Below are 19020 nucleotides of genomic sequence, written 5' to 3' on the forward strand. Positions count from 1 at the left end.
CAATGCGGCGCGAGCTTAGCGCCGCCAAAGCTAAAGGTGAGCGCACAGGCGTGCTCACCTTTAGCGGGCAGTCCGCCTATCCAGAGGCGGACGTAACACTCACTTGCGGCTCGCTCGATGAGCCGCAGACCATCGCGCAGGGGCTGTTCGCAGCCCTGCGTCAGTTCGACCAAGATGGCGTTACGTTCATCTTGGCCGAGAGCTGCTCCGAGCAAGGCATCGGGGCAGCGATCATGAATCGCCTGCGCAAAGCTGCAGGCAATCATATCCTGCACGCGACAGCCGAGTAGTCTTTTTTCGTATTCTAGGACGGTGAAACCGTTTCTTTTTGCTGCATGTTTCCCTGTTTGTCCGCATATGTTGTGTAAGAATGGTTGGACAGGGGGTGCAGTCTTAAGTGGATACCTTAATGCTTGGGCAAATTTTTACTGTACTGTTGATGGCGTTTGCACTAGGTATGGATGCATTTTCACTAGGAATTGGGATCGGGATGAAAGGGATTCGATTGCTTCAAATCCTTCGTCTATCGATTGTCATTGGCTTGTTTCATGTGATTATGCCGCTCATTGGTATGTTTACAGGTCATTATTTGTCCTCAATTATTGGACATGTTGCCACAATGGCAGGTGGTATTCTGCTCGTTCTGCTCGGTGGGCACATGGTGTATACATCACTCCGAGGCGGTGATGAGCCTGCATTTGATACACGTACCGTATGGGGAACGAGTTTATTTGCTTTAAGTGTCTCGGTAGATTCATTCTCGGTTGGTGTGTCGCTTGGGCTTTTTTCATCTGACTTGATTTTTACGGTTCTGTCCTTTGGCTTAATGGGCGGCCTCATGTCTACTATGGGCTTGCTTATTGGCAAAAAAGTGCGAAGCTGGGTCGGTGAGTATGGAGAGGCGTTTGGGGGCATTATTTTACTAGCCTTCGGGTTGAAGTTTATTTTGGTGATATAATGATGAACTGTCAGTTGTTGAGAAGATGGTGTCACCTTTATAATATACATAAGTTAAGGATGGATGCGTTTACTTAGAAAGGGGTGAGGACATGCAACATATTTTATTCATATGCACGGGGAATACATGTCGTTCGCCGCTTGCTGAAGGATTAATGCGTAAGCTGGCTAAAGAGGCGGGATTGACGATTGAGGTTCGCTCGGCAGGTGTATATGCAGTCGATGGTGGTGGGATATCCCATCATTCGGCTACGATTTTAAAAGAGCGTGGGGCTGATCCGCAGCTGCTGGAGTCGAGTTCACTTAAGGGTGAGCATGTAGAATGGGCCGACTTGATCCTGACGATGACGCTTGGACATAAGAGCACGGTACTTCAGCGATACCCAGATGCGATTGACAAGACATATGCACTTAAAGAGTTTGTCGATATGAGCACGGAGGTCATGCAAGTGATCGAGGAACGAGAGCAACTCATCTCGGATTTGCAGATGAAACTGGCATTATCGCAGCCTGTAACGGAAGAAGAGAAGGCTAAGTTCATGCAATTGGAGCAGCAGCTTCCTGATTTTGATATTATGGACCCGTTCGGCGGATCGCTTGAGATCTACCGACAAACAGCGCAAGAGATCGAACAGGGTTTGCGTAAGTTGCTTCAGCGAATTCAAAGTTAGACTCCTCTCTGTGGCTGAATGCTATATCTGATTGTTCATACAATTATCTAATAGTTGTTACAATAGACCTTTACAACTAGCTTCAGAATACGTTAAGATGTAATCAAATTTAAGTATCCTCTATGTAACTGGCGACGGAGTGGGTAACCACAATGGAGCATAGAGGATTGCGGCCGGTCGCCTGGGCATAAGAGCAACGTTAAGCTTCAAGCATCGTTTATGATGTATGGTAGAACGTTTCCGTCTTCATAGTCGGATTACGTTTCTCCGAAGCGCGTTATGCTCTTTTTTCTATTATATGGAAGTCATAAATCTAGGTATAGGAATGTGAGCTTATAAGTTCATGAGTTTGGTATAATAGAGAACAGAACTTACTTTGAAAGGGGAACACCTCAACATGAAAATTGCAATTGGCGCAGATCACGCAGGCTATCGTTTAAAGGATGTCGTAGTACCTTTTATTCAGGAGCTCGGTCATGAAGTCGAAGATTTAGGAGCTTTCACTGCCGATTCAGTTGATTATCCGGATTTCGCAGGTGATGTATGTGATAAAGTCGTTTCGGGTGCTGTTGACAGAGGCATTTTGATCTGTGGAACGGGAATCGGGATGAGCATTGCTGCAAATAAAGTCCCGGGAATTCGTTGTGCTCTGGTGGGGGACTTGTTCTCCGCAAAAGCAACACGCGAACACAATAATACGAATGTGCTTGCGTTAGGAGAGCGTGTTATCGGTCCTGGAGTGGCACAGGAAATTATTAAGGTATGGTTAGAAACCGAGTTCTCACATGGCCCGCGTCATGAAGGTCGCATTAACAAAATATCGTCAATCGAAGCTAAGTACACCCAGCAGCCTTAATCTTGACTAGGAAGAGGGATTCGTATGGAACGAATGGAGATAGATCTTGAGGCTAATGAACTGGCTAAGAAGCAAGAGCTGTTAAAAGGTATTGCATCTGCTGTAGCCACGAACTTGAATGAACTGTTTAAAGCGGGGAAACTCCATGCAGGTCAAATGCTTGTTATCGGCGCTTCTACCTCTGAGGTATTGGGTCACCAAATCGGTACTGCAGGTGCAATCGAGGTAGCGGAGCAATTGTATGCAGGTATTAAATGCGTCTGTGATGAGCATGGACTTATCCCAGCATTCCAGTGCTGTGAGCATCTCAATCGTGCACTGGTGATATGCGGGAGATCTGCAGAGCACTTTTCTTTAGATCCTGTCGGTGTAGTGCCTATTCCGAAAGCAGGAGGCTCTATGGCGGCATATGCTTATCAGCATTTGGCTGATGCTGTTGTGGTCGAGCGTGTGCGTGCACATGCAGGCATCGATATCGGCTCCACACTTATTGGCATGCATCTTCGAGAAGTCGCTGTTCCGGTACGTCCATCGATTCGAATGATTGGCGATGCTTACGTCACGATGGCTTATACAAGACCTAAGCTTATTGGTGGCAGCCGTGCAGTTTATACATCACCTTCACCTTGTACAACCTAGTTCATCACCTATTCATATATAACATGGGAATTAAGAGGAGGACTTATTGAAATGGAATTTTTACGTAAGCAAGATCCGAAAATCGTCGAGGCTATCGGTCTCGAGCTTGGTCGCCAGCGCGACAAAATTGAATTAATTGCTTCTGAGAATTTCGTTTCTCGTGCTGTTCTAGAAGCAGCTGGCACTGTGCTCACTAACAAATATGCTGAGGGCTACCCAGGCCGCAGATATTATGGTGGTTGTGAGTATGTAGACATCGTCGAAGATATCGCTCGTGATCGCGCGAAGGAATTGTTCGGTGCCGAGCATGCGAACGTTCAGCCGCACTCCGGTGCACAAGCGAATATGGCCGTTTATCTTGCAGCGCTTCAACCTGGAGATACGGTTCTAGGGATGAACCTTGCACACGGTGGTCACTTAACACACGGCAGCCCGGTTAACGCCTCTGGTATCTTGTACAACTTCGTTGCTTATGGCGTAAACGAGCAAGATTCACGCATCGATTATGACGATGTGCGTAAAGCAGCATTCAAGCATCGTCCTCGCTTGATCGTAGCAGGCGCAAGTGCATACCCGCGTACAATTGACTTCGAAGCACTCGCTTCGATTGCTAACGATGTAGGCGCGCTCTTCATGGTAGATATGGCACATATCGCAGGTCTAGTTGCAGCAGGCTTGCATCCGAACCCAGTGCCGCATGCACATTTTGTAACAACAACAACGCACAAAACACTACGCGGTCCACGCGGTGGTCTTATCCTGACTCGCAAAGCATGGGCGCCAGCGATTGATAAAGCGGTATTCCCTGGATCACAAGGCGGTCCATTAATGCACATTATTACAGCTAAAGCGGTTGCTCTAGGCGAAGCGCTTCAACCAGACTTCAAGCAATACGCACAGAACGTTGTGAACAATGCGAAGGTATTGTCTGAAGCGTTGATGGCAGAAGGTATTAACTTAGTATCAGGCGGTACTGATAACCACCTCATGCTGGTTGATCTTCGCAACTTGAACCTGACAGGTAAAGTAGCTGAACACATCCTTGATGAAGTTGGCGTAACATGCAATAAGAACGCGATTCCGTTCGACCCGACATCACCATTCGTAACTAGCGGTATCCGTATCGGTACACCTGCGATTACATCCCGTGGTATGGGTGAAGAAGCGATGAAGACGATTGCTCAAATCATCTCTTTAACCCTTAAGAACCCTGAAGATCAAGCGATTCATGATAAAGTTCGCGGTATGGTTAAAGATCTTAATGCACAATATCCGCTATATCCGGGCTTGTCCTACTAAGTCGGATTACAATAGAAAGCCATCCCTTCGGCAGAATCATCTGCAAGGGGATGGCTTTTGTGGTTCTACATAGTATTAAAATTGAAAATATATAAAACTGTTGTGTTCTCCTTCTAGATTATATTGAAGTACGATTATGATAATCGTATATACAGCAGCACGTACAAGGGCTGGTACCTTAAGCTGCCATAAAAGAGAGAGCCTACTGAATCTTTTGACGATATAGGCTTCTAGCATATGTAGGAGGAACAAAGCTGCAACGAAAGCTAAGTACTCATACATTGCAGGCTGTATATGCAGTGGGTTCATAGTAAGCATGACTTTGACCATATGCAATGCATTCGAGATTCCTTGTGCACGGAAGAATACCCAGCCGATAACAACGAGATGGAAAAATACGAATACAGCTACTACGCGGTATAATCGACTTGTTTGCAACTTCTCCCAGCCTAATTTTTGGATCCACCCTTTGTATATATGATGACCTACCTGCAAGAAGCCATGGTAAAGTCCCCATATTATGAAGGTCCATGCGGCACCATGCCACAATCCAGATAGTGTCATAGCAAAGACAAGATTGGCATAGCTTCGAAGCTTAGATACTCTTGATCCACCAAGTGGGATATAAATGTAATCACGTATCCAGCCAGATAAGGTTATATGCCATCTGCGCCAGAACTCTCCACTGTTTGCACTTAGATAAGGTGTACGGAAGTTAAGATCGATGCGTAAACCTAGCAGATGTCCTATACCAACTGCCATGTCACTATATGCCGAGAAGTCCATATAAATCTGAAATGCGAATAAGTATGCCGCAACCCATGCTTCTGCTCCGCTAAGCTCTGCGCTCCGGGCGAAGAAGGCATTGACCTCGGGTGCGATTTGGTCTGCAAGCAGCAGCTTCTTGGCAAGACCCATTGTGATATAAGCGATTCCTAGCTTGAAACCAGTCGGCTTAAATTTTAGATTCTGTATATTTCGCAGCTGAGGAAGGAACTCTTTGCCACGCAAAATTGGTCCTGCTGCCGAATGAATAAAGAGTGAGATGAATGTCCAGAACTCGATCCATGATTTTGCGGGTTCTAGCTTACGTTTATATACATCTGTTACATAGGCGATAATCTGGAACGTATAGAAGGAAATTCCGATTGGAAGCACAAGATCAGCCCAGAACGTAGATTGCAGATTCAGTCCTATACCTAGGACTTTCTCCACATTACGTAACAAGAATAGCGAGTATTTAAAAAAGAGTAGGTTTCCGAGCACTAAGCTAATGGAGCCGATGAGCGACCATTTGCCATACTTGCCGAGCAGGCCGCGAGATATGTAGTAAGATAACGTGACTATTCCTATAAATACGAAGAAATAAGCTACACCAGCACTAAGGTAGAAAATGATGTTTGCCAGTGTCAGCAAATATAACCGTAGACGTGGAAAAAAATAATAAAGACAGAATACAATACCTAGGAAACCTAGGAATATTGGAGTATGAAACAGCATAAATGATTCTCCCTTAATCAGCTTCAATTAGATGCAGCGTTGATATGAATGCTAAAGCTTAAGGACGACCGGATTGCTTCCACTTGTCCCATATCAGGTTAGCAATTTGCTCGTAGCCTTCTTTGGTAAAATGGGTGTGATCGGTAAATAGACTTGGATCAATGACCCCATGCAAATTCATATAAGTGATAGGCTGCTTAGCCATATAGGCATCAATGAGCTGGAGGTTGGCTTGATAGCCATCCTTCTCAACTAATTCCTTGGATAGCTCTGTATTCGTTCCTGACATAAACACGAGTGTATTGGTATTCTTCTGATGTTCAATTAACTTGTTTATGAATAGAATATTGAGGTTCTTGTCGCTCATATCCATTGGATCCGGGTTAAAGCCTTTTACATATTCATTTGATTTCAGCGCTTCTCGCAAATTCTCTTTCTTAAACCAAGGTCTTGGGTCTCCAAGCTCATCTGACGGTCGTTTACCTGTAAGTAGAATTTGTTTCTGAGTCGCGATCTTCTGGTTGATGTATTCTTTATATTCCAGATAAGGAAAGAGCTTTTTCACAGAATTAAGGGCGTTTGCTTGAAATTGCGAGATGAAGTCTTGTTTCAGATCTCGGTTATTTAGAGCCATATGAGAGCGTATCTGTTCAAAGCTCTTCGGATCGAGTTCCTGCAATTCGGGGCCAAGCCAGAATACGATTGATGGTCCTGGATTTCTTTGCACAAAGCTCGAGTAACGAATATTCATTACGATGTTTTGTGTTGATATTGATCTGGCATCCAGCATCAAGAGTATCGTATATAAATCGCCTGCTTGCATGGAAGGGATGGCTAAGTTAAATACGGCTTGTGGTGTACCATGATCCTCACGAACACGCTTATCTAGATAGTAACCGATAGCCTCGTCTGAACTAACAGGCGTACCGTATGCAACGGAATCACCCAGAATAATCAGATAATTTGTCAACTTCTGCTGCTTAATATGCTCTTCGAGCTTGTCCAATGCGGTGTTTAGTAGTCTGGGATTATCTTTGAACAGATTATATTCCAGTCGATAATGGTGGACATCATCCCAAGTGATCCAGTAGCGAGTCGTGAATTGCAATATGCTTAGAATGAGTGCAACGTAAACAATCATCCGAAGGCTAGTACGTGCTTTTCTAGCTTTGGTGAGAATCTTTGGTACAGGATTAGATCGAATTTGTGAGGCAGCTTCTGGATTAATCTTATCGGTAGGCAATGGTTCGTTCATTCAGGTTCAAATTCCTTTTCGGTATAATGTAGGATTCTAGCAAAATCAATTTCGACAATTGATGTCAAAATCCTCCAGTCCCGACAAAAGAAAATCCTCACCTATTAGCTAGGAGAGGATTATGTCAGGATTTCCTGATCATTTTAAAGAAGCGATAACTTCAATTTCTACAAGACCATCCTTCGGTAGGCGTGCCACTTCCACAGCACTGCGTGCCGGGTAAGGCTGTGTAAAGAATTTGCTGTATACAGCGTTAACTTGTGCGAAATCGTTCATGTCTTTTAGGAACACCGTTGTTTTCACAACTTGGCTCATGCTCGCACCAGCTGCTTCAAGAATAGCTTTGACATTGTTCAAGGATTGCTCCGCTTGTTCTTCTACAGTTGCTGGGAACTCGCCTGCAGGGTTCATGCCTAATTGACCTGAAGTAAAAAGTAAATCGCCAATACGAACCGCTTGGGAATAAGGACCAATGGCTCCAGGCGCATTGTTAGTAGCAATTACTTGCTTAAGTTGTTCAGTCATCGATAATCTCCATCCTTTTGATTCATGTTTAACACTCATACTCCTCAGCATACCACTCCAAGAGGTGAATATTCTAGTAGGAATATGGATATTTATGACTGTCTAGCGTGTTACAATTTAAAGAGTAACGGGAATTCACCTTTAATCAAACTGAACTGAGTATATGGAACCATTTTTCGTCAATGGATGTGAATTATATAGCATTTTGTGGGAGATTCCTTTATAATGCATGTTCAAGAAAAGAATTAGTTTACTGCTAAATTGTGAAATACATCACAATATTAAATTATTATAGAAGGTATTTATTTACCTTGTCGGCTAATTTTCCCTAATATGTATTTTAATGCTGCATGGATCGATATTCTTATGGTTAGGATAGGGGAAAAGGCTGTGTTATAATGTAACCATTGTTTTGTATTTTGCACCTGCGAATTAAGGAGGATTTTTAAAATGGGTAAAGTGTTTGTCTGTGATCACCCGCTGATTCAGCATAAGCTGACCTACATTAGAGATGAGCGCACGAATACCAAAGATTTTCGTGAATATGTAGATGAAGTGGCAACTTTAATGGCGTATGAAATCACACGTAATATACCACTAGAGAAAATTAAGGTTAAGACACCAGTAACGGAAACTGAAAGCTCGATTATTTCTGGACGTATGTTGGGACTTATTCCAATTCTGCGTGCTGGACTTGGGATGACAGAGGGTGTTCTGAAACTGGTTCCTGCAGCGAAGGTCGGACATATTGGATTGTATCGCGACCCAGAAACACTTCAACCCATAGAATATTATGTAAAGCTGCCTACTGATGTTCAAGAACGTGAATTGATCGTTATCGATCCGATGCTTGCAACAGGCGGTTCTGCGAATGCAGCAATTACAGCGCTTAAGAAGCGTGATTGCACGCAAATTAAGCTTATGTGTTTAATCGCAGCTCCAGAAGGTATTGAAGCCGTACAGAAAGAGCATCCAGACGTTGATATTTACGTAGCAGCAGTCGATGAATATCTGAATGACCATGGCTATATTGTACCAGGCTTAGGTGATGCGGGAGATAGACTGTTCGGAACGAAATAAGGGGATGAATCATAATAATGAAGCGATTGAAAGTCTTGACGATTTTTGGAACTCGACCAGAAGCCATTAAAATGGCTCCTCTGGTGCTTGAGCTGCAAAAACATGCAGATCAGATCGAATCGATTGTATGCGTTACAGCGCAGCATCGTGAGCTTTTGGACCAGGTTTTGGAGATTTTCCGAATTACACCTGATTATGATTTGAACGTTATGAAGGCTCAGCAATCGTTGAATGAGCTTAGCGTTCGTGTATTACAAGGACTAGAGCCGGTATTTCGCGAGAGTCAGCCGGATATCATTCTAGTTCATGGTGATACTTCAACAACCTTCCTTGCTAGCTATGCGGCATTCTTGCAGCAGATTAAGATTGGACATGTTGAGGCGGGTCTTCGTACATGGAATAAGCTTAATCCGTATCCGGAGGAAATGAATCGCCAATTGGCAGGCGTGCTTGCTGATCTGCATTTTGCGCCAACGAATTGGTCGGCTGGCAACCTCCGTCAGGAGAATAAGGCAGAAAGCACGATCTATGTAACGGGCAACACAGCGACAGATGTGTTCCAATATACCGTGAATCCGGAATTCACGCATCCTGTACTTGATTGGGCGAAGGGTAAGCGACTTGTCCTGATGACAGCACATAGAAGAGAATCGCAAGGCGAGCCGCATAAGCGCATCTTTCGTGCGGTGAAGCGTCTAGCGGATGAGTTCGAAGACATTGCCATCGTGTATCCTGTACATCCGAGTCCGGCTGTGCTTGAACCTGCGCGTGCTATGCTAGGCGATCATCCACGCATTAAGCTGATTGATCCGCTTGATGTGACAGATCTGCATAACTTTATGCCGCATACGTACATGATCATGACCGATTCTGGCGGTATTCAGGAAGAAGCACCTTCATTTGGTGTCCCTGTATTGGTACTTCGGGATACGACAGAGCGTCCTGAGGGCATTGATGCAGGAACACTGGAGCTTGTCGGCTCAGATGAGGACAAGGTCTACGAACGTGCACGGGCATTATTGACAGATGCCAGCGAGTACGAACGGATGAGTCAGGCAGCAAATCCATATGGAGATGGTAAAGCGAGTGAACGTATCGTTCAAGCGATTCTGCATCACTTTGGAAGAGTGAGCGATCGACCAGATCCTTTTCAATAATAGTGGACTTAGTGACAACTGACTCACTTATGAAAATATTATGACAATAATGAATTATTGGCTCTAAAAGTTGACAATAATCGAACATTACGAATTGACAATGGAAATAGGCGTTAGATACAATGTATTAGGATAATTGTGATAATTGTCATAGCTCTGATTATGGAGAGGGTGGGAATGAAGTCACCTCGTTCAGATGTTAATTTATGGCGTGCAGCTGGACTTGTCTCTGCTCTAGGTTTTGACCTAGTGCTTTGCATGGGTGGAGGTTATCTGCTCGGTAATTTCGCTTCTAATTACTTCGGGGGAAGTAAGCTTTGGATCGTTGCAGGTATTGTTCTTGGCCTAATCGTTGGAATTTACAGCGTTGTACTTGTGCTTCGTAAGATTATGGGAGGATCTAATGAATGAATTAAACCTTCACATTCAGCGATTATGGAAATTTACGTATTTGTTTTTACTCCTTTGCTTTATAGGCTGGGTGTTCCTTACTTCGTATCGGTCAATCATTGCAGGCTTAATGCTCGGAACGGCTGTATCAACTATTAATGTTTGGTATACCGCTTTCAAAGTGCGGCAGTTCACAGATGCAGTGGTGGAAAGAAAGAAACGAATAGGCTTAGGTTTTTTCACTCGTCTGGCAATTTCGTTATTAGCGGTTATGTTAGCGATTAAATCCGCTCACTTTGAGGTCGTCACTACGATAATCGGTTTTCTTATCGGACCTTTAGCCGCAATACTTCTGGGTTTAAAGCATTCCAAAGGATCGCTTAAACAGTAAGACATTCACGAACTACTGTGGAAAGGGGTGAAAACAGTAATATGCATGAATCGCCGATATTCAAATTTTTAGGTATTGAGTTCGATTTTTCAGTTTTGCTTGCAACGATTATTACGATTATTATCGTGTTTATCATTGCTAAGCTATCCGTCCGTAATTTATCTGTCGATAAACCAACGAAAATGCAGAATTTTATGGAATGGGTAATTGAGTTCGTTTCAGGCTTTATTAGCAGTGTAATGGATATGAAAAGAGGAAAAGGTTTTATCACTTTAGGTGTAACTTTGATTCTATTCATCTTTGTTGCTAATCTACTAGGTTTGCCATTTAATATCTCAACAGAAGTATCCCAGCCGTTCTCCTTATTTGGAACAGAGGTTATTTCTCAGCAGATGATCGACCATGCTCATGAAACCGGCAAGCATTTATCAATTGCTTGGTTTAAGTCTCCAACTGCCGATGCTTTATTCGCAATGGGACTTGCTGGAATGGTGATCTTTATGGTGCATTTCCTAGGGATGACGCGCAATACCAAGGGTTACTTTAAGCACTATTTTGAGCCATTCTGGTTCTTCATTCCGCTCAATTTGATTAAAGAATTCTCAAAGTTACTAACGCTCGGTATGCGTCTATTCGGTAACATTTTTGCCGGTGAGGTTATGATCGCGGTTATCCTGATGGCAGGAGTCGGCGGGATTGTCCCACTTATTGCATGGCAAGGCTTTAGTATTTTCGTAGGTGCTATTCAGGCATTTATCTTTACAGTACTTACAATGGTGTATATTGCACAAGCTGCAGAGAAACACCACGATTAATAGGTGTATGTCCCCGTGAGTCCTAGATGACTTTAGGGTGAAGTATAATAAAACTTATATTTTTGAGGAGGATTTTTGAATATGGATTGGTCTATGTTAGCAGCAGCTATTGTTGTAGGTTTAGGTGCGCTTGGCGCAGGTATTGGTAACGGTTTGATCGTTAGTAAGACAGTTGAAGGTATCTCTCGTCAACCTGAATTAAAAGGTTCTCTTCAATTAACAATGTTTATCGGTGTTGGTATCGTAGAGGTTGTTCCAATTATCGGCGTTGTATTCGCATTGTTATTCTACTTTGTAAAGTAATAAATGAAGCTTTGGCGGGGAAGGCCTTAGCCATCCACGCCTTCATTTTGCGTGAAAACAAGGTAAAGAATCCGATTTAACCTCTCAGAAGGGAGTGACCTTTAAATGAAGTTTGTTTTTGGAGACGCCATTATAGCAATCGTTGGTTTTGGTATTCTATACTTCTTACTTCACCGTTATGCACTTGGACCTTTAATGGGTATGATGGAAAAGCGCAGAGAGCTGATTACTAATCAGATCGAATCTGCACAAAAAGATCGTCAAGATGCAGCAGCATTCATTGCTGAGCAGAAGGAAGCTTTGGCTAACGTTAAGAAAGAAGCATTTGAAATCGTAGAATCAGCGAAAGCAAACGCTTCTCGTCAAGCGGAAGAAATCATTGAGAAATCCAGAGCTGAGGCAGACCGTATTAAAGCGGATGCTTTACGTGATATTGAAAGTGAAAAGAACAAAGCAATCGCTGCATTACATGCAGAGGTTGGTTCATTATCAGTGGCAATCGCTGCTAAAATTATTGAAAAGCAAGTTGATGAGCAATCACAACAAGCACTTGTTGCCGAGTACCTGAAAGAGGTAGGAGGAGTTCAATGAGTGACATCGTAGTAGCCAAAAGATACGCTAAAGCACTTTTTGAATTAGCTCAAGAGAAGGGCGTTATCGCTCAATATCAATCAGAACTTCAATTGTTAGTCGATGCGGTTAAAGATAATGCTGACTTAGGTCAAATTATCGGTCATCCGAACATTGATTTTACAAGAAAATCAGCATTAATCGACAGCATTTTTGAAGGTAAACTATCAGTAGATGTATTGCAAACCCTTAAGCTTCTTATTCAAAGAGGTCGGGAAGGCATCCTTAGCACTTTACTGTTGGATTATGTTCAAATTTCGAATGATGTTCTTGGACAGGCAAACGCTACTGTGTATACACCGTTTGCAATTTCAGATGCGCAGCAACAAGAAATCGCAACTGAGTTCAGTAAAATTACGGGTAAGACCGTTTATGTAAAAAATGTAATTGAACCGAGCCTGCTTGGTGGTATTCAAGTTCGAATCGGTAATCGAGTATATGACGCAAGCTTTTCAAGCAAATTGGAGCGTTTGCGCAAAACTATGATCTCAAGCACTGGAGATAGGGGTGAGGTTCGTTGAGTATCAGACCTGATGAAATCAGCACGCTGATTAAGCAGCAGATTGCAAATTTTAAATCGGAGCTGCAAGTTGTTGATGTAGGAACAGTCATTCAAGTCGGCGACGGGATTGCCCGTGCGCATGGCCTTGAGAACGTAATGTCAGGAGAATTGCTAGAGTTCTCTAACGGCGTTGTGGGGATGGCTCTTAACTTAGAAGAAAACAATGTGGGTATCGTTATTTTGGGACCTTACAGCGACATTCGCGAAGGCGACCAAGTGAAACGTACTGGCAAGATCATGCAAGTACCAGTTGGTGAAGAACTTCTGGGCCGTGTAGTTAATTCACTAGGTCAGCCACTTGATGGCAAAGGTGAAATTAACACTACACAAACTCGTCCAGTTGAATCCCAAGCACCAGGCGTTATGGATCGTAAATCTGTACACGAGCCTATGCAAACGGGTCTTAAAGCTGTTGACGCTATGATTCCAATCGGCCGTGGTCAGCGTGAGCTTATCATTGGTGACCGTCAAACAGGTAAAACGGCAATTGCAATCGATACAATCATTAACCAAAAAGGTAATGGCGTAAAATGTATCTACGTTGCAATCGGTCAAAAACAATCCACTGTAGCGAACGTTGTGGAAACACTTCGTCGTAACGGCGCAATGGATTACACAATCGTAGTAACTGCAAGTGCTTCGGAACCATCACCATTGCTGTTCCTAGCGCCATATGCAGGTTGCGCGATGGGTGAGTATTTCATGTACAAAGGCGAGCACGTACTCATTATCTATGATGACTTGTCCAAGCAAGCGGCAGCTTATCGTGAGCTTTCCCTATTGCTTCGTCGTCCTCCAGGTCGTGAGGCGTTCCCTGGTGACGTGTTCTACTTGCACTCCCGTTTGCTAGAGCGTGCAGCTAAGCTTAACGATGAATTAGGCGGCGGTTCCTTAACTGCGCTTCCATTTATCGAAACACAAGCTTCTGACGTATCGGCATACATTCCGACAAACGTAATTTCGATTACGGATGGTCAGATCTTCCTAGAGTCCGACCTATTCTACTCTGGTCAACGTCCTGCGGTTAACGTAGGTATCTCGGTATCCCGTGTAGGTGGTTCGGCACAAATCAAGGCAATGAAGAAGGTAGCTGGTACACTGCGTATTGACCTAGCGAACTACCGTTCACTAGCAGCATTCGCACAGTTCGGCTCCGATTTAGATAAATCAACACAAGCGCGTTTGAATCGTGGTGTGCGCATGCTTGAGCTATTGAAGCAAGGCGTTAACGAGCCAATGCCAGTTGAGAAGCAAGTTGTTTCTCTATTCACAGGTGTTAAAGGTCACTTGGATGATATCCCAGTACATGACATCTTGCGTTTCGAGAAAGAATTCCTTGCTTTCGTGGATACAACTCACCCAGCGATCTTCGCATCCATTCGTGATACAAAGGATCTTGTAGCTGATAATGAAGCTGCTCTAGTAGCTGCTATCGGTCAGTTCAAGAAAACTTTTGCAACGACCTAAGACTTGAGGGCTTGCTAGTCAAGCAAGCCTTTTCTCAAAGAAACGCTTATAGTGAAACTTGTTTTTGTGAAGAAGCATAAGAGGGATCTTCTGCTTCTCGCAAGAACCCCAAGGTGGTGAAACGATTGGCCAAAGGAATGCGCGATATTAAACGCCAGATCAAGAGTACTCAGAACTCGAAGCAGATTACCAAAGCGATGGAAATGGTAGCTGCATCTAAGCTTAGGAGAGCTCAAGATAGTGCGGAAGCTGCTAGACCTTATGCGGAGAAGATGAAAGAAGTGGTAGCGAGTATTGCATCAGGTACCAAAGGGATCAAGCATCCTATGCTGATGACTCGTGAAATTAAAAAGACGGGCTACCTCATCATTACATCAGACCGTGGACTAGCAGGGGGTTACAACGCGAACCTACTTCGCATGGTTGTGAATATGATTAAAACCAAGCATAAATCAGCGGATGAATACGCAATTTACGTTCTTGGGCGTAAAGGCCGTGATTTCCTACGTAAACGGAAATTCCAAATTGCAAGTGAAGTAATCGGTATCGCTGATACACCAGTATTTGCGGATATCAAAGCGATTGCTAACGAAGCGGTGAGCAATTTTGAGAATGGTTCTTTTGATGAATTGTATGTCGTGTATAACGAATTCGTTAACGTCATGACACAAATTCCAGTCTCGAAGCGTTTGCTACCTTTGGAAGATATTCAAAGCACGGATCATACACCATCCGCTAGCTACGAATATGAACCATCTGCAGAAGAAGTACTTGCAGTGCTTTTACCTAAATATGCGGAGACGATGATCTATAGTGCGCTTATGGATGCCAAAGCAGGTGAATTTGGTGCCAGAATGACGGCTATGGGCAGCGCATCCAAGAATGCAGATCAGTTAATCAGTTCATATACATTGCAATACAACCGCGCTCGTCAAGCGGCAATTACGCAGGAAATTTCCGAGATCGTTGCGGGAGCGAATGCATAAGGGTAAGACTTTCTAATAGGGAGGGAACACAATGAATAAAGGACGCATCGTGTCCATTACAGGTCCAGTTGTCGATATCGAATTCGAGCGTGGACAACTACCTGAAATCCTAAATGCGATCAAAATTGTAAAGCCAGCTGAAAATGCAGGCGACCAAGCAATTGATTTGACCGTAGAAGTAGCGCTTCATTTAGGAGATAACCTCGTTCGTTGTATCGCAATGTCCACAACAGATGGACTTGTACGCGGACTTGAGGCTCTTGATACAGGTAAACCAATTTCCGTTCCAGTAGGTCCTGCTACATTAGGTCGTGTATTTAACGTTCTAGGAGAGCCAATTGACGGAACTGAAGATGATCGTACATTAACGAACCCAATTCACCGTGCGGCACCTACTTTTGAAGAACTATCTACTCAAGCTGAAATTCTTGAGACAGGTATCAAAGTAATTGACTTGCTTGCCCCTTATACAAAGGGTGGTAAGATTGGTCTTTTCGGTGGTGCGGGTGTAGGTAAAACTGTTACAATTCAAGAGCTTATCAACAACATTGCGCAAGAGCACGGCGGTATCTCCGTATTCGCAGGCGTTGGTGAGAGAACTCGTGAAGGTAACGATTTGTTCCACGAGATGAGCGACTCAGGCGTTATCAAGAAAACAGCGATGGTATTCGGTCAAATGAACGAGCCTCCTGGTGCGCGTCTTCGTGTTGCCTTGTCAGGTCTTACAATGGCTGAGTATTTCCGTGATGAAGAAGGCAAGGACGTTCTTCTGTTCATCGATAACATTTTCCGCTTTACTCAAGCAGGTTCTGAGGTTTCCGCCCTACTTGGACGTATGCCATCAGCGGTAGGTTACCAGCCTACACTTGCTACTGAAATGGGTCAATTGCAAGAGCGTATTACATCGACGAAGAAAGGTTCCGTAACATCCATTCAAGCGATTTACGTTCCTGCCGATGACTATACAGACCCGGCTCCAGCTACAGCGTTTGCTCACCTTGATGCAACGACTAACCTTGAGCGTAGAATTTCTGAGATGGGTATCTTCCCAGCGGTTGACCCACTTGCTTCCTCTTCCCGTATTCTTGCACCTGAAATCGTTGGTGAAGAACACTATGAAGTGGCACAAGGCGTTAAGCGTATTCTACAGCGTAACAAAGAATTGCAAGATATCATTGCAATCCTAGGTATGGATGAGTTGTCCGAGGAGGACAAACTAACTGTACTTCGCGCTAGAAAAATTCAAAACTTCCTATCGCAATCTTTCCACGTTGCAGAGCAATTTACTGGCCGCAAAGGTCAATACGTGCCTGTTAAGGAAACTGTGCGCAGCTTTAAAGAAGTACTTGAAGGTAAGCATGACGATCTTCCAGAAGATGCATTCTTATACGTAGGTACAATTGAAGAAGCAGTGGAAAAAGCGAAGAATCTATAAGTTCCAAAACTAAGCAAATGCTTACGAAGTAGTTTTGTTCTACGAGCTGATAGCTCTAGTCAAACCAAAACTTTTAGGAGGGATGAACCGTGAGCACTTTCCTATTGGAAATCGTCACTCCGGAACGTAAAGTGTATACGCAAGACGCTTCGATGGTTATCGTTAAAGGCGTTGAGGGTGAGCTTGGTATCCTGCCGAATCATGTTCCACTTGTCACTCCTTTGAAAATTGCACCGATTATCGTTAAGCACGCTGGCGGTAGGGATGAAATCCTGGCTGTACACGGCGGTTTTATGGAAATCCGCAAAGACAAAGTAGTTATTCTAGCTGAGAGCGCAGAAGAGCCTGGCAGCATCGATATCGATCGTGCCAAAGCGGCTAAAGACCGTGCTCAGCGCAGACTAGAAGCAATGTCGAGAGACAACATTGATCATGTACGAGCTGAACGTGCCTTGTTACGTGCGATTAACCGCATCGAAGTAACTGAACGTAAAATATAAGAAGAAGCTATCCTGTTAGCGAAATATTCGCTGGTGGGGTAGCTTTTTTATGTAGCATTATTCAGTGTAACTAAACAGTATAACTATATAGTTCACTGAATAGTGAAGCTAAATACTTATTGGAGGAAAAAATAGTGCTTGGCAAAGGCTTCGCGTAAGTTTTTTGATTGTAATTTGTACATTCAAAATTGCCCAAAATGCCGATTTCTGAGTTTTGCCTGCATTTCTTGCAGGCAAAAGTAGCAGGTGGGGCTAGATTAGCAAAAACGATGAGTTTTGAATGTACGTTACGGTTAGGCCCCCTTATTCTGGAGTCTACCTTATTAAAAAACCAGTTTGGTTAGCAAAGCTCATTATTTCATCTGTTTACAAGGCTCTGTAGAATTTCGTCCGATCTTCTTGCTCTAAAATCCATTTAGAAAACTTCGCTGGCGGCATGCGCTTCAAACTTCCATGCAATCTACGATTGTTGTAAAAGTCCATATAACGATCCATAGCTTCATAAGCCTGTTCTAGTGTCATAAATATCTCCATGGCAAATAGATTTCGCTCCACCAAACTATGGAATGACTCAATATATGCATTCAAATCAGGGGTTTTCGGAGGAATCCTCTCGTGTACAACGCCCCAAGCTGTACACATATCTTCAAAGAGTGCACTCACGAACTGTGGGCCGTTGTCAGTACGTATGGTTGGCAGCGGCTCGCCGGGTTGTATGCGATCCTGTAGAGCCTTTCCTAAGACTTGAACGGCATGTTTCGCTTCACAAGTTGTGCCAACATAGTAACCAACGATTACACGATCAAATATATCGATGATGCTCAGAATGAAAAAGAAGCGGTTTCTAGCTACTACGCGACCATACTTAATATCCATTTGCCATAGCTGGTTCGAACCTGTAACCATTCGATTCACAGGCAATCTACGTGGATAATTGATTTTCTTCTTGCGTTGCTGCTGAAGAATTTCCAGCTCTTTGCATAAGCGATAACACTTTTTAGGATTCAAACTAAGTCCATATTTGTTCCTAAGGCACTGAGCTAAGCACCTATAACCATAGATGTGCTCTTCGCCCTCTAGGAGCTCCAAGAGCCATTTCTTAATTTGCTCATCGTCTATTTGAACGCCACTAATTGTCAAGGAGTATCCCGGGCAGGGACGGCCTTTACGAGCGGTTTGTTTATGTTCTTTAGGTTGCTTGGCTCGTTTAATTCGTGCGTAATAAGTGGACTCTGCTAACCCTATGATCCTTAGAACAAGTGTGGCTGGATTTCCCTGCTTAATGAAACGATGAGCTATTTCAAATTTTTCAGATAAGCAGGGTTCTGCTTTTTTACTAGTTCACGCAAGATTTCGTTCTCAAGTTCTTTCTCACCTAAGATTTTGATTGCTTTATGATATTTATCCTCAATTTCCTGCAGTCTCTTCAGTTCTTGGATTTGTTCATCTGTGCTTGGAATCTGATCTTCCCCTATTTCATCTTGATAATCTCTAATCCATCCACGGATAGTCTCTGGGTGTAATTCATACTTTCTTCCTAGCACTGCAATCTTAATACCAGATAAAGCCTCCCGCACTACCTTTAATCTGATCTCCTCATAC

The 19020-nt window shown here is 43.7% G+C and carries 23 protein-coding genes and 1 riboswitch; of the genes, 18 read left to right on the forward strand and 5 right to left on the reverse strand.

The genetic code is table 11. The annotated features are described in order from the left end of the window. From E0485_RS23770 to E0485_RS23795, 6 genes are all read left to right on the forward strand, one after another. The coding region (locus tag E0485_RS23770) for a Sua5 family C-terminal domain-containing protein (protein ID WP_132420538.1) at positions 1-290 on the forward strand (290 nt) is incomplete at its 5' end. Between the two features lie 119 nt (positions 291-409). Beyond that, on the forward strand, positions 410-958 hold the full coding sequence (locus tag E0485_RS23775; RefSeq protein ID WP_132420558.1) for a manganese efflux pump MntP: 549 nt from the start codon (positions 410-412) through the stop codon (positions 956-958). Between the two features lie 91 nt (positions 959-1049). Continuing rightward, the gene (locus E0485_RS23780; protein ID WP_132420539.1) at positions 1050-1628 is read left to right on the forward strand and encodes a low molecular weight protein arginine phosphatase; all 579 of its coding nucleotides are present in this window, start codon (positions 1050-1052) and stop codon (positions 1626-1628) included. A 114-nt stretch (positions 1629-1742) separates the two neighbouring features. Then, positions 1743-1822, forward strand: a riboswitch (ZMP/ZTP riboswitch). A 203-nt stretch (positions 1823-2025) separates the two neighbouring features. Further along, positions 2026-2484, forward strand: a complete 459-nt coding sequence (gene rpiB, locus E0485_RS23785; protein ID WP_132420540.1) for a ribose 5-phosphate isomerase B — start codon at positions 2026-2028, stop codon at positions 2482-2484. 33 nt (positions 2485-2517) lie between these two features. Further along, complete coding sequence (locus E0485_RS23790) at positions 2518-3123, forward strand: TIGR01440 family protein (RefSeq protein WP_132420559.1); 606 nt, start codon at positions 2518-2520, stop codon at positions 3121-3123. Positions 3124-3174: 51 nt separating this feature from the next. Further along, positions 3175-4422, forward strand: coding sequence for a serine hydroxymethyltransferase (locus tag E0485_RS23795; protein ID WP_132420541.1), 1248 nt, complete (start codon positions 3175-3177; stop codon positions 4420-4422). 75 nt (positions 4423-4497) lie between these two features. On the opposite strand, the gene E0485_RS23800 is transcribed toward E0485_RS23795, so the two are convergent. The 3 genes from E0485_RS23800 to E0485_RS23810 all read right to left on the reverse strand — a co-directional run bounded on the left by E0485_RS23800 (position 4498) and on the right by E0485_RS23810 (position 7702). Next, positions 4498-5922 (reverse strand): MBOAT family O-acyltransferase, encoded by a 1425-nt coding sequence (locus E0485_RS23800; RefSeq protein WP_132420542.1) that lies wholly within the window; start codon positions 5920-5922, stop codon positions 4498-4500. A 58-nt stretch (positions 5923-5980) separates the two neighbouring features. Then, the gene (locus E0485_RS23805) at positions 5981-7177 is read right to left on the reverse strand and encodes a hypothetical protein (RefSeq protein WP_132420543.1); all 1197 of its coding nucleotides are present in this window, start codon (positions 7175-7177) and stop codon (positions 5981-5983) included. Positions 7178-7315: 138 nt separating this feature from the next. Next, positions 7316-7702 carry a RidA family protein gene (locus E0485_RS23810; RefSeq protein ID WP_132420544.1) on the reverse strand — a complete coding sequence of 129 codons (387 nt, stop codon included), beginning with the start codon at positions 7700-7702 and terminating at the stop codon, positions 7316-7318. A gap of 450 nt (positions 7703-8152) precedes the next feature. Between E0485_RS23810 and upp the strand changes: the two genes are divergently transcribed. The 12 genes from upp to E0485_RS23870 all read left to right on the forward strand — a co-directional run bounded on the left by upp (position 8153) and on the right by E0485_RS23870 (position 17418). Beyond that, a complete protein-coding gene (upp, locus tag E0485_RS23815; RefSeq protein WP_132420545.1) occupies positions 8153-8782 on the forward strand; it encodes a uracil phosphoribosyltransferase in 630 nt (209 codons plus the stop codon). A 17-nt stretch (positions 8783-8799) separates the two neighbouring features. Then, a complete protein-coding gene (gene wecB, locus E0485_RS23820) occupies positions 8800-9939 on the forward strand; it encodes a non-hydrolyzing UDP-N-acetylglucosamine 2-epimerase (RefSeq protein ID WP_132420546.1) in 1140 nt (379 codons plus the stop codon). A 177-nt stretch (positions 9940-10116) separates the two neighbouring features. After that, positions 10117-10350, forward strand: coding sequence for an AtpZ/AtpI family protein (locus E0485_RS23825; RefSeq protein WP_165921278.1), 234 nt, complete (start codon positions 10117-10119; stop codon positions 10348-10350). Continuing rightward, complete coding sequence (locus tag E0485_RS23830; RefSeq protein ID WP_132420548.1) at positions 10343-10720, forward strand: ATP synthase subunit I; 378 nt, start codon at positions 10343-10345, stop codon at positions 10718-10720. The genes E0485_RS23825 and E0485_RS23830 overlap by 8 nt, the downstream gene beginning before the upstream one ends. A 41-nt stretch (positions 10721-10761) precedes the next feature. Next, positions 10762-11535: a F0F1 ATP synthase subunit A gene (atpB, locus tag E0485_RS23835; RefSeq protein ID WP_132420549.1), complete on the forward strand. Its 774-nt coding sequence runs from the start codon at positions 10762-10764 to the stop codon at positions 11533-11535. 81 nt (positions 11536-11616) lie between these two features. Continuing rightward, complete coding sequence (atpE, locus tag E0485_RS23840; protein ID WP_132420550.1) at positions 11617-11838, forward strand: F0F1 ATP synthase subunit C; 222 nt, start codon at positions 11617-11619, stop codon at positions 11836-11838. 105 nt (positions 11839-11943) lie between these two features. After that, positions 11944-12429 (forward strand): F0F1 ATP synthase subunit B, encoded by a 486-nt coding sequence (gene atpF, locus E0485_RS23845; RefSeq protein WP_132420551.1) that lies wholly within the window; start codon positions 11944-11946, stop codon positions 12427-12429. Next, positions 12426-12989, forward strand: a complete 564-nt coding sequence (locus E0485_RS23850) for a F0F1 ATP synthase subunit delta (RefSeq protein WP_132420552.1) — start codon at positions 12426-12428, stop codon at positions 12987-12989. The genes atpF and E0485_RS23850 overlap by 4 nt, the downstream gene beginning before the upstream one ends. Then, a complete protein-coding gene (atpA, locus tag E0485_RS23855; RefSeq protein ID WP_132420553.1) occupies positions 12986-14497 on the forward strand; it encodes a F0F1 ATP synthase subunit alpha in 1512 nt (503 codons plus the stop codon). Before E0485_RS23850 ends, atpA begins: the two co-directional genes overlap by 4 nt. A gap of 125 nt (positions 14498-14622) precedes the next feature. Beyond that, complete coding sequence (gene atpG, locus E0485_RS23860) at positions 14623-15483, forward strand: ATP synthase F1 subunit gamma (RefSeq protein ID WP_132420554.1); 861 nt, start codon at positions 14623-14625, stop codon at positions 15481-15483. 31 nt (positions 15484-15514) lie between these two features. Further along, positions 15515-16918, forward strand: a complete 1404-nt coding sequence (gene atpD / locus E0485_RS23865) for a F0F1 ATP synthase subunit beta (RefSeq protein WP_132420555.1) — start codon at positions 15515-15517, stop codon at positions 16916-16918. 89 nt (positions 16919-17007) lie between these two features. Beyond that, the gene (locus E0485_RS23870; RefSeq protein WP_132420556.1) at positions 17008-17418 is read left to right on the forward strand and encodes a F0F1 ATP synthase subunit epsilon; all 411 of its coding nucleotides are present in this window, start codon (positions 17008-17010) and stop codon (positions 17416-17418) included. A 366-nt stretch (positions 17419-17784) separates the two neighbouring features. Here the strand turns inward: E0485_RS23870 and E0485_RS23875 are convergent, their stop codons facing one another. Continuing rightward, positions 17785-18717, reverse strand: a complete 933-nt coding sequence (locus E0485_RS23875) for an IS3 family transposase (RefSeq protein ID WP_132417162.1) — start codon at positions 18715-18717, stop codon at positions 17785-17787. Beyond that, on the reverse strand, positions 18714-19020 hold a 307-nt coding region (locus E0485_RS23880), incomplete at its 5' end, for a helix-turn-helix domain-containing protein (protein WP_132420557.1). The genes E0485_RS23880 and E0485_RS23875, both read right to left, overlap by 4 nt.

Source organism: Paenibacillus albiflavus, from assembly GCF_004344915.1.
Classification (GTDB): Bacteria; Bacillota; Bacilli; order Paenibacillales; family NBRC-103111; genus Paenibacillus_AM; species Paenibacillus_AM albiflavus.

Excerpts from the sequence above, each read along its gene's own strand:
- E0485_RS23850 (WP_132420552.1), top strand. The coding sequence starts at position 12,426 with ATGAGTGACATCGTAGTAGCCAAAAGATACGCTAAAGCACTTTTTGAA.
- atpF (WP_132420551.1), top strand. The coding sequence starts at position 11,944 with ATGAAGTTTGTTTTTGGAGACGCCATTATAGCAATCGTTGGTTTTGGT.
- E0485_RS23805 (WP_132420543.1), bottom strand. The coding sequence starts at position 7,177 with ATGAACGAACCATTGCCTACCGATAAGATTAATCCAGAAGCTGCCTCA.
- atpB (WP_132420549.1), top strand. The coding sequence starts at position 10,762 with ATGCATGAATCGCCGATATTCAAATTTTTAGGTATTGAGTTCGATTTT.
- E0485_RS23780 (WP_132420539.1), top strand. The coding sequence starts at position 1,050 with ATGCAACATATTTTATTCATATGCACGGGGAATACATGTCGTTCGCCG.
- E0485_RS23830 (WP_132420548.1), top strand. The coding sequence starts at position 10,343 with ATGAATGAATTAAACCTTCACATTCAGCGATTATGGAAATTTACGTAT.
- E0485_RS23825 (WP_165921278.1), top strand. The coding sequence starts at position 10,117 with ATGAAGTCACCTCGTTCAGATGTTAATTTATGGCGTGCAGCTGGACTT.
- E0485_RS23775 (WP_132420558.1), top strand. The coding sequence starts at position 410 with ATGCTTGGGCAAATTTTTACTGTACTGTTGATGGCGTTTGCACTAGGT.
- wecB (WP_132420546.1), top strand. The coding sequence starts at position 8,800 with ATGAAGCGATTGAAAGTCTTGACGATTTTTGGAACTCGACCAGAAGCC.
- E0485_RS23800 (WP_132420542.1), bottom strand. The coding sequence starts at position 5,922 with ATGCTGTTTCATACTCCAATATTCCTAGGTTTCCTAGGTATTGTATTC.
- rpiB (WP_132420540.1), top strand. The coding sequence starts at position 2,026 with ATGAAAATTGCAATTGGCGCAGATCACGCAGGCTATCGTTTAAAGGAT.
- E0485_RS23810 (WP_132420544.1), bottom strand. The coding sequence starts at position 7,702 with ATGACTGAACAACTTAAGCAAGTAATTGCTACTAACAATGCGCCTGGA.
- atpE (WP_132420550.1), top strand. The coding sequence starts at position 11,617 with ATGGATTGGTCTATGTTAGCAGCAGCTATTGTTGTAGGTTTAGGTGCG.
- E0485_RS23790 (WP_132420559.1), top strand. The coding sequence starts at position 2,518 with ATGGAGATAGATCTTGAGGCTAATGAACTGGCTAAGAAGCAAGAGCTG.
- E0485_RS23795 (WP_132420541.1), top strand. The coding sequence starts at position 3,175 with ATGGAATTTTTACGTAAGCAAGATCCGAAAATCGTCGAGGCTATCGGT.
- upp (WP_132420545.1), top strand. The coding sequence starts at position 8,153 with ATGGGTAAAGTGTTTGTCTGTGATCACCCGCTGATTCAGCATAAGCTG.
- atpD (WP_132420555.1), top strand. The coding sequence starts at position 15,515 with ATGAATAAAGGACGCATCGTGTCCATTACAGGTCCAGTTGTCGATATC.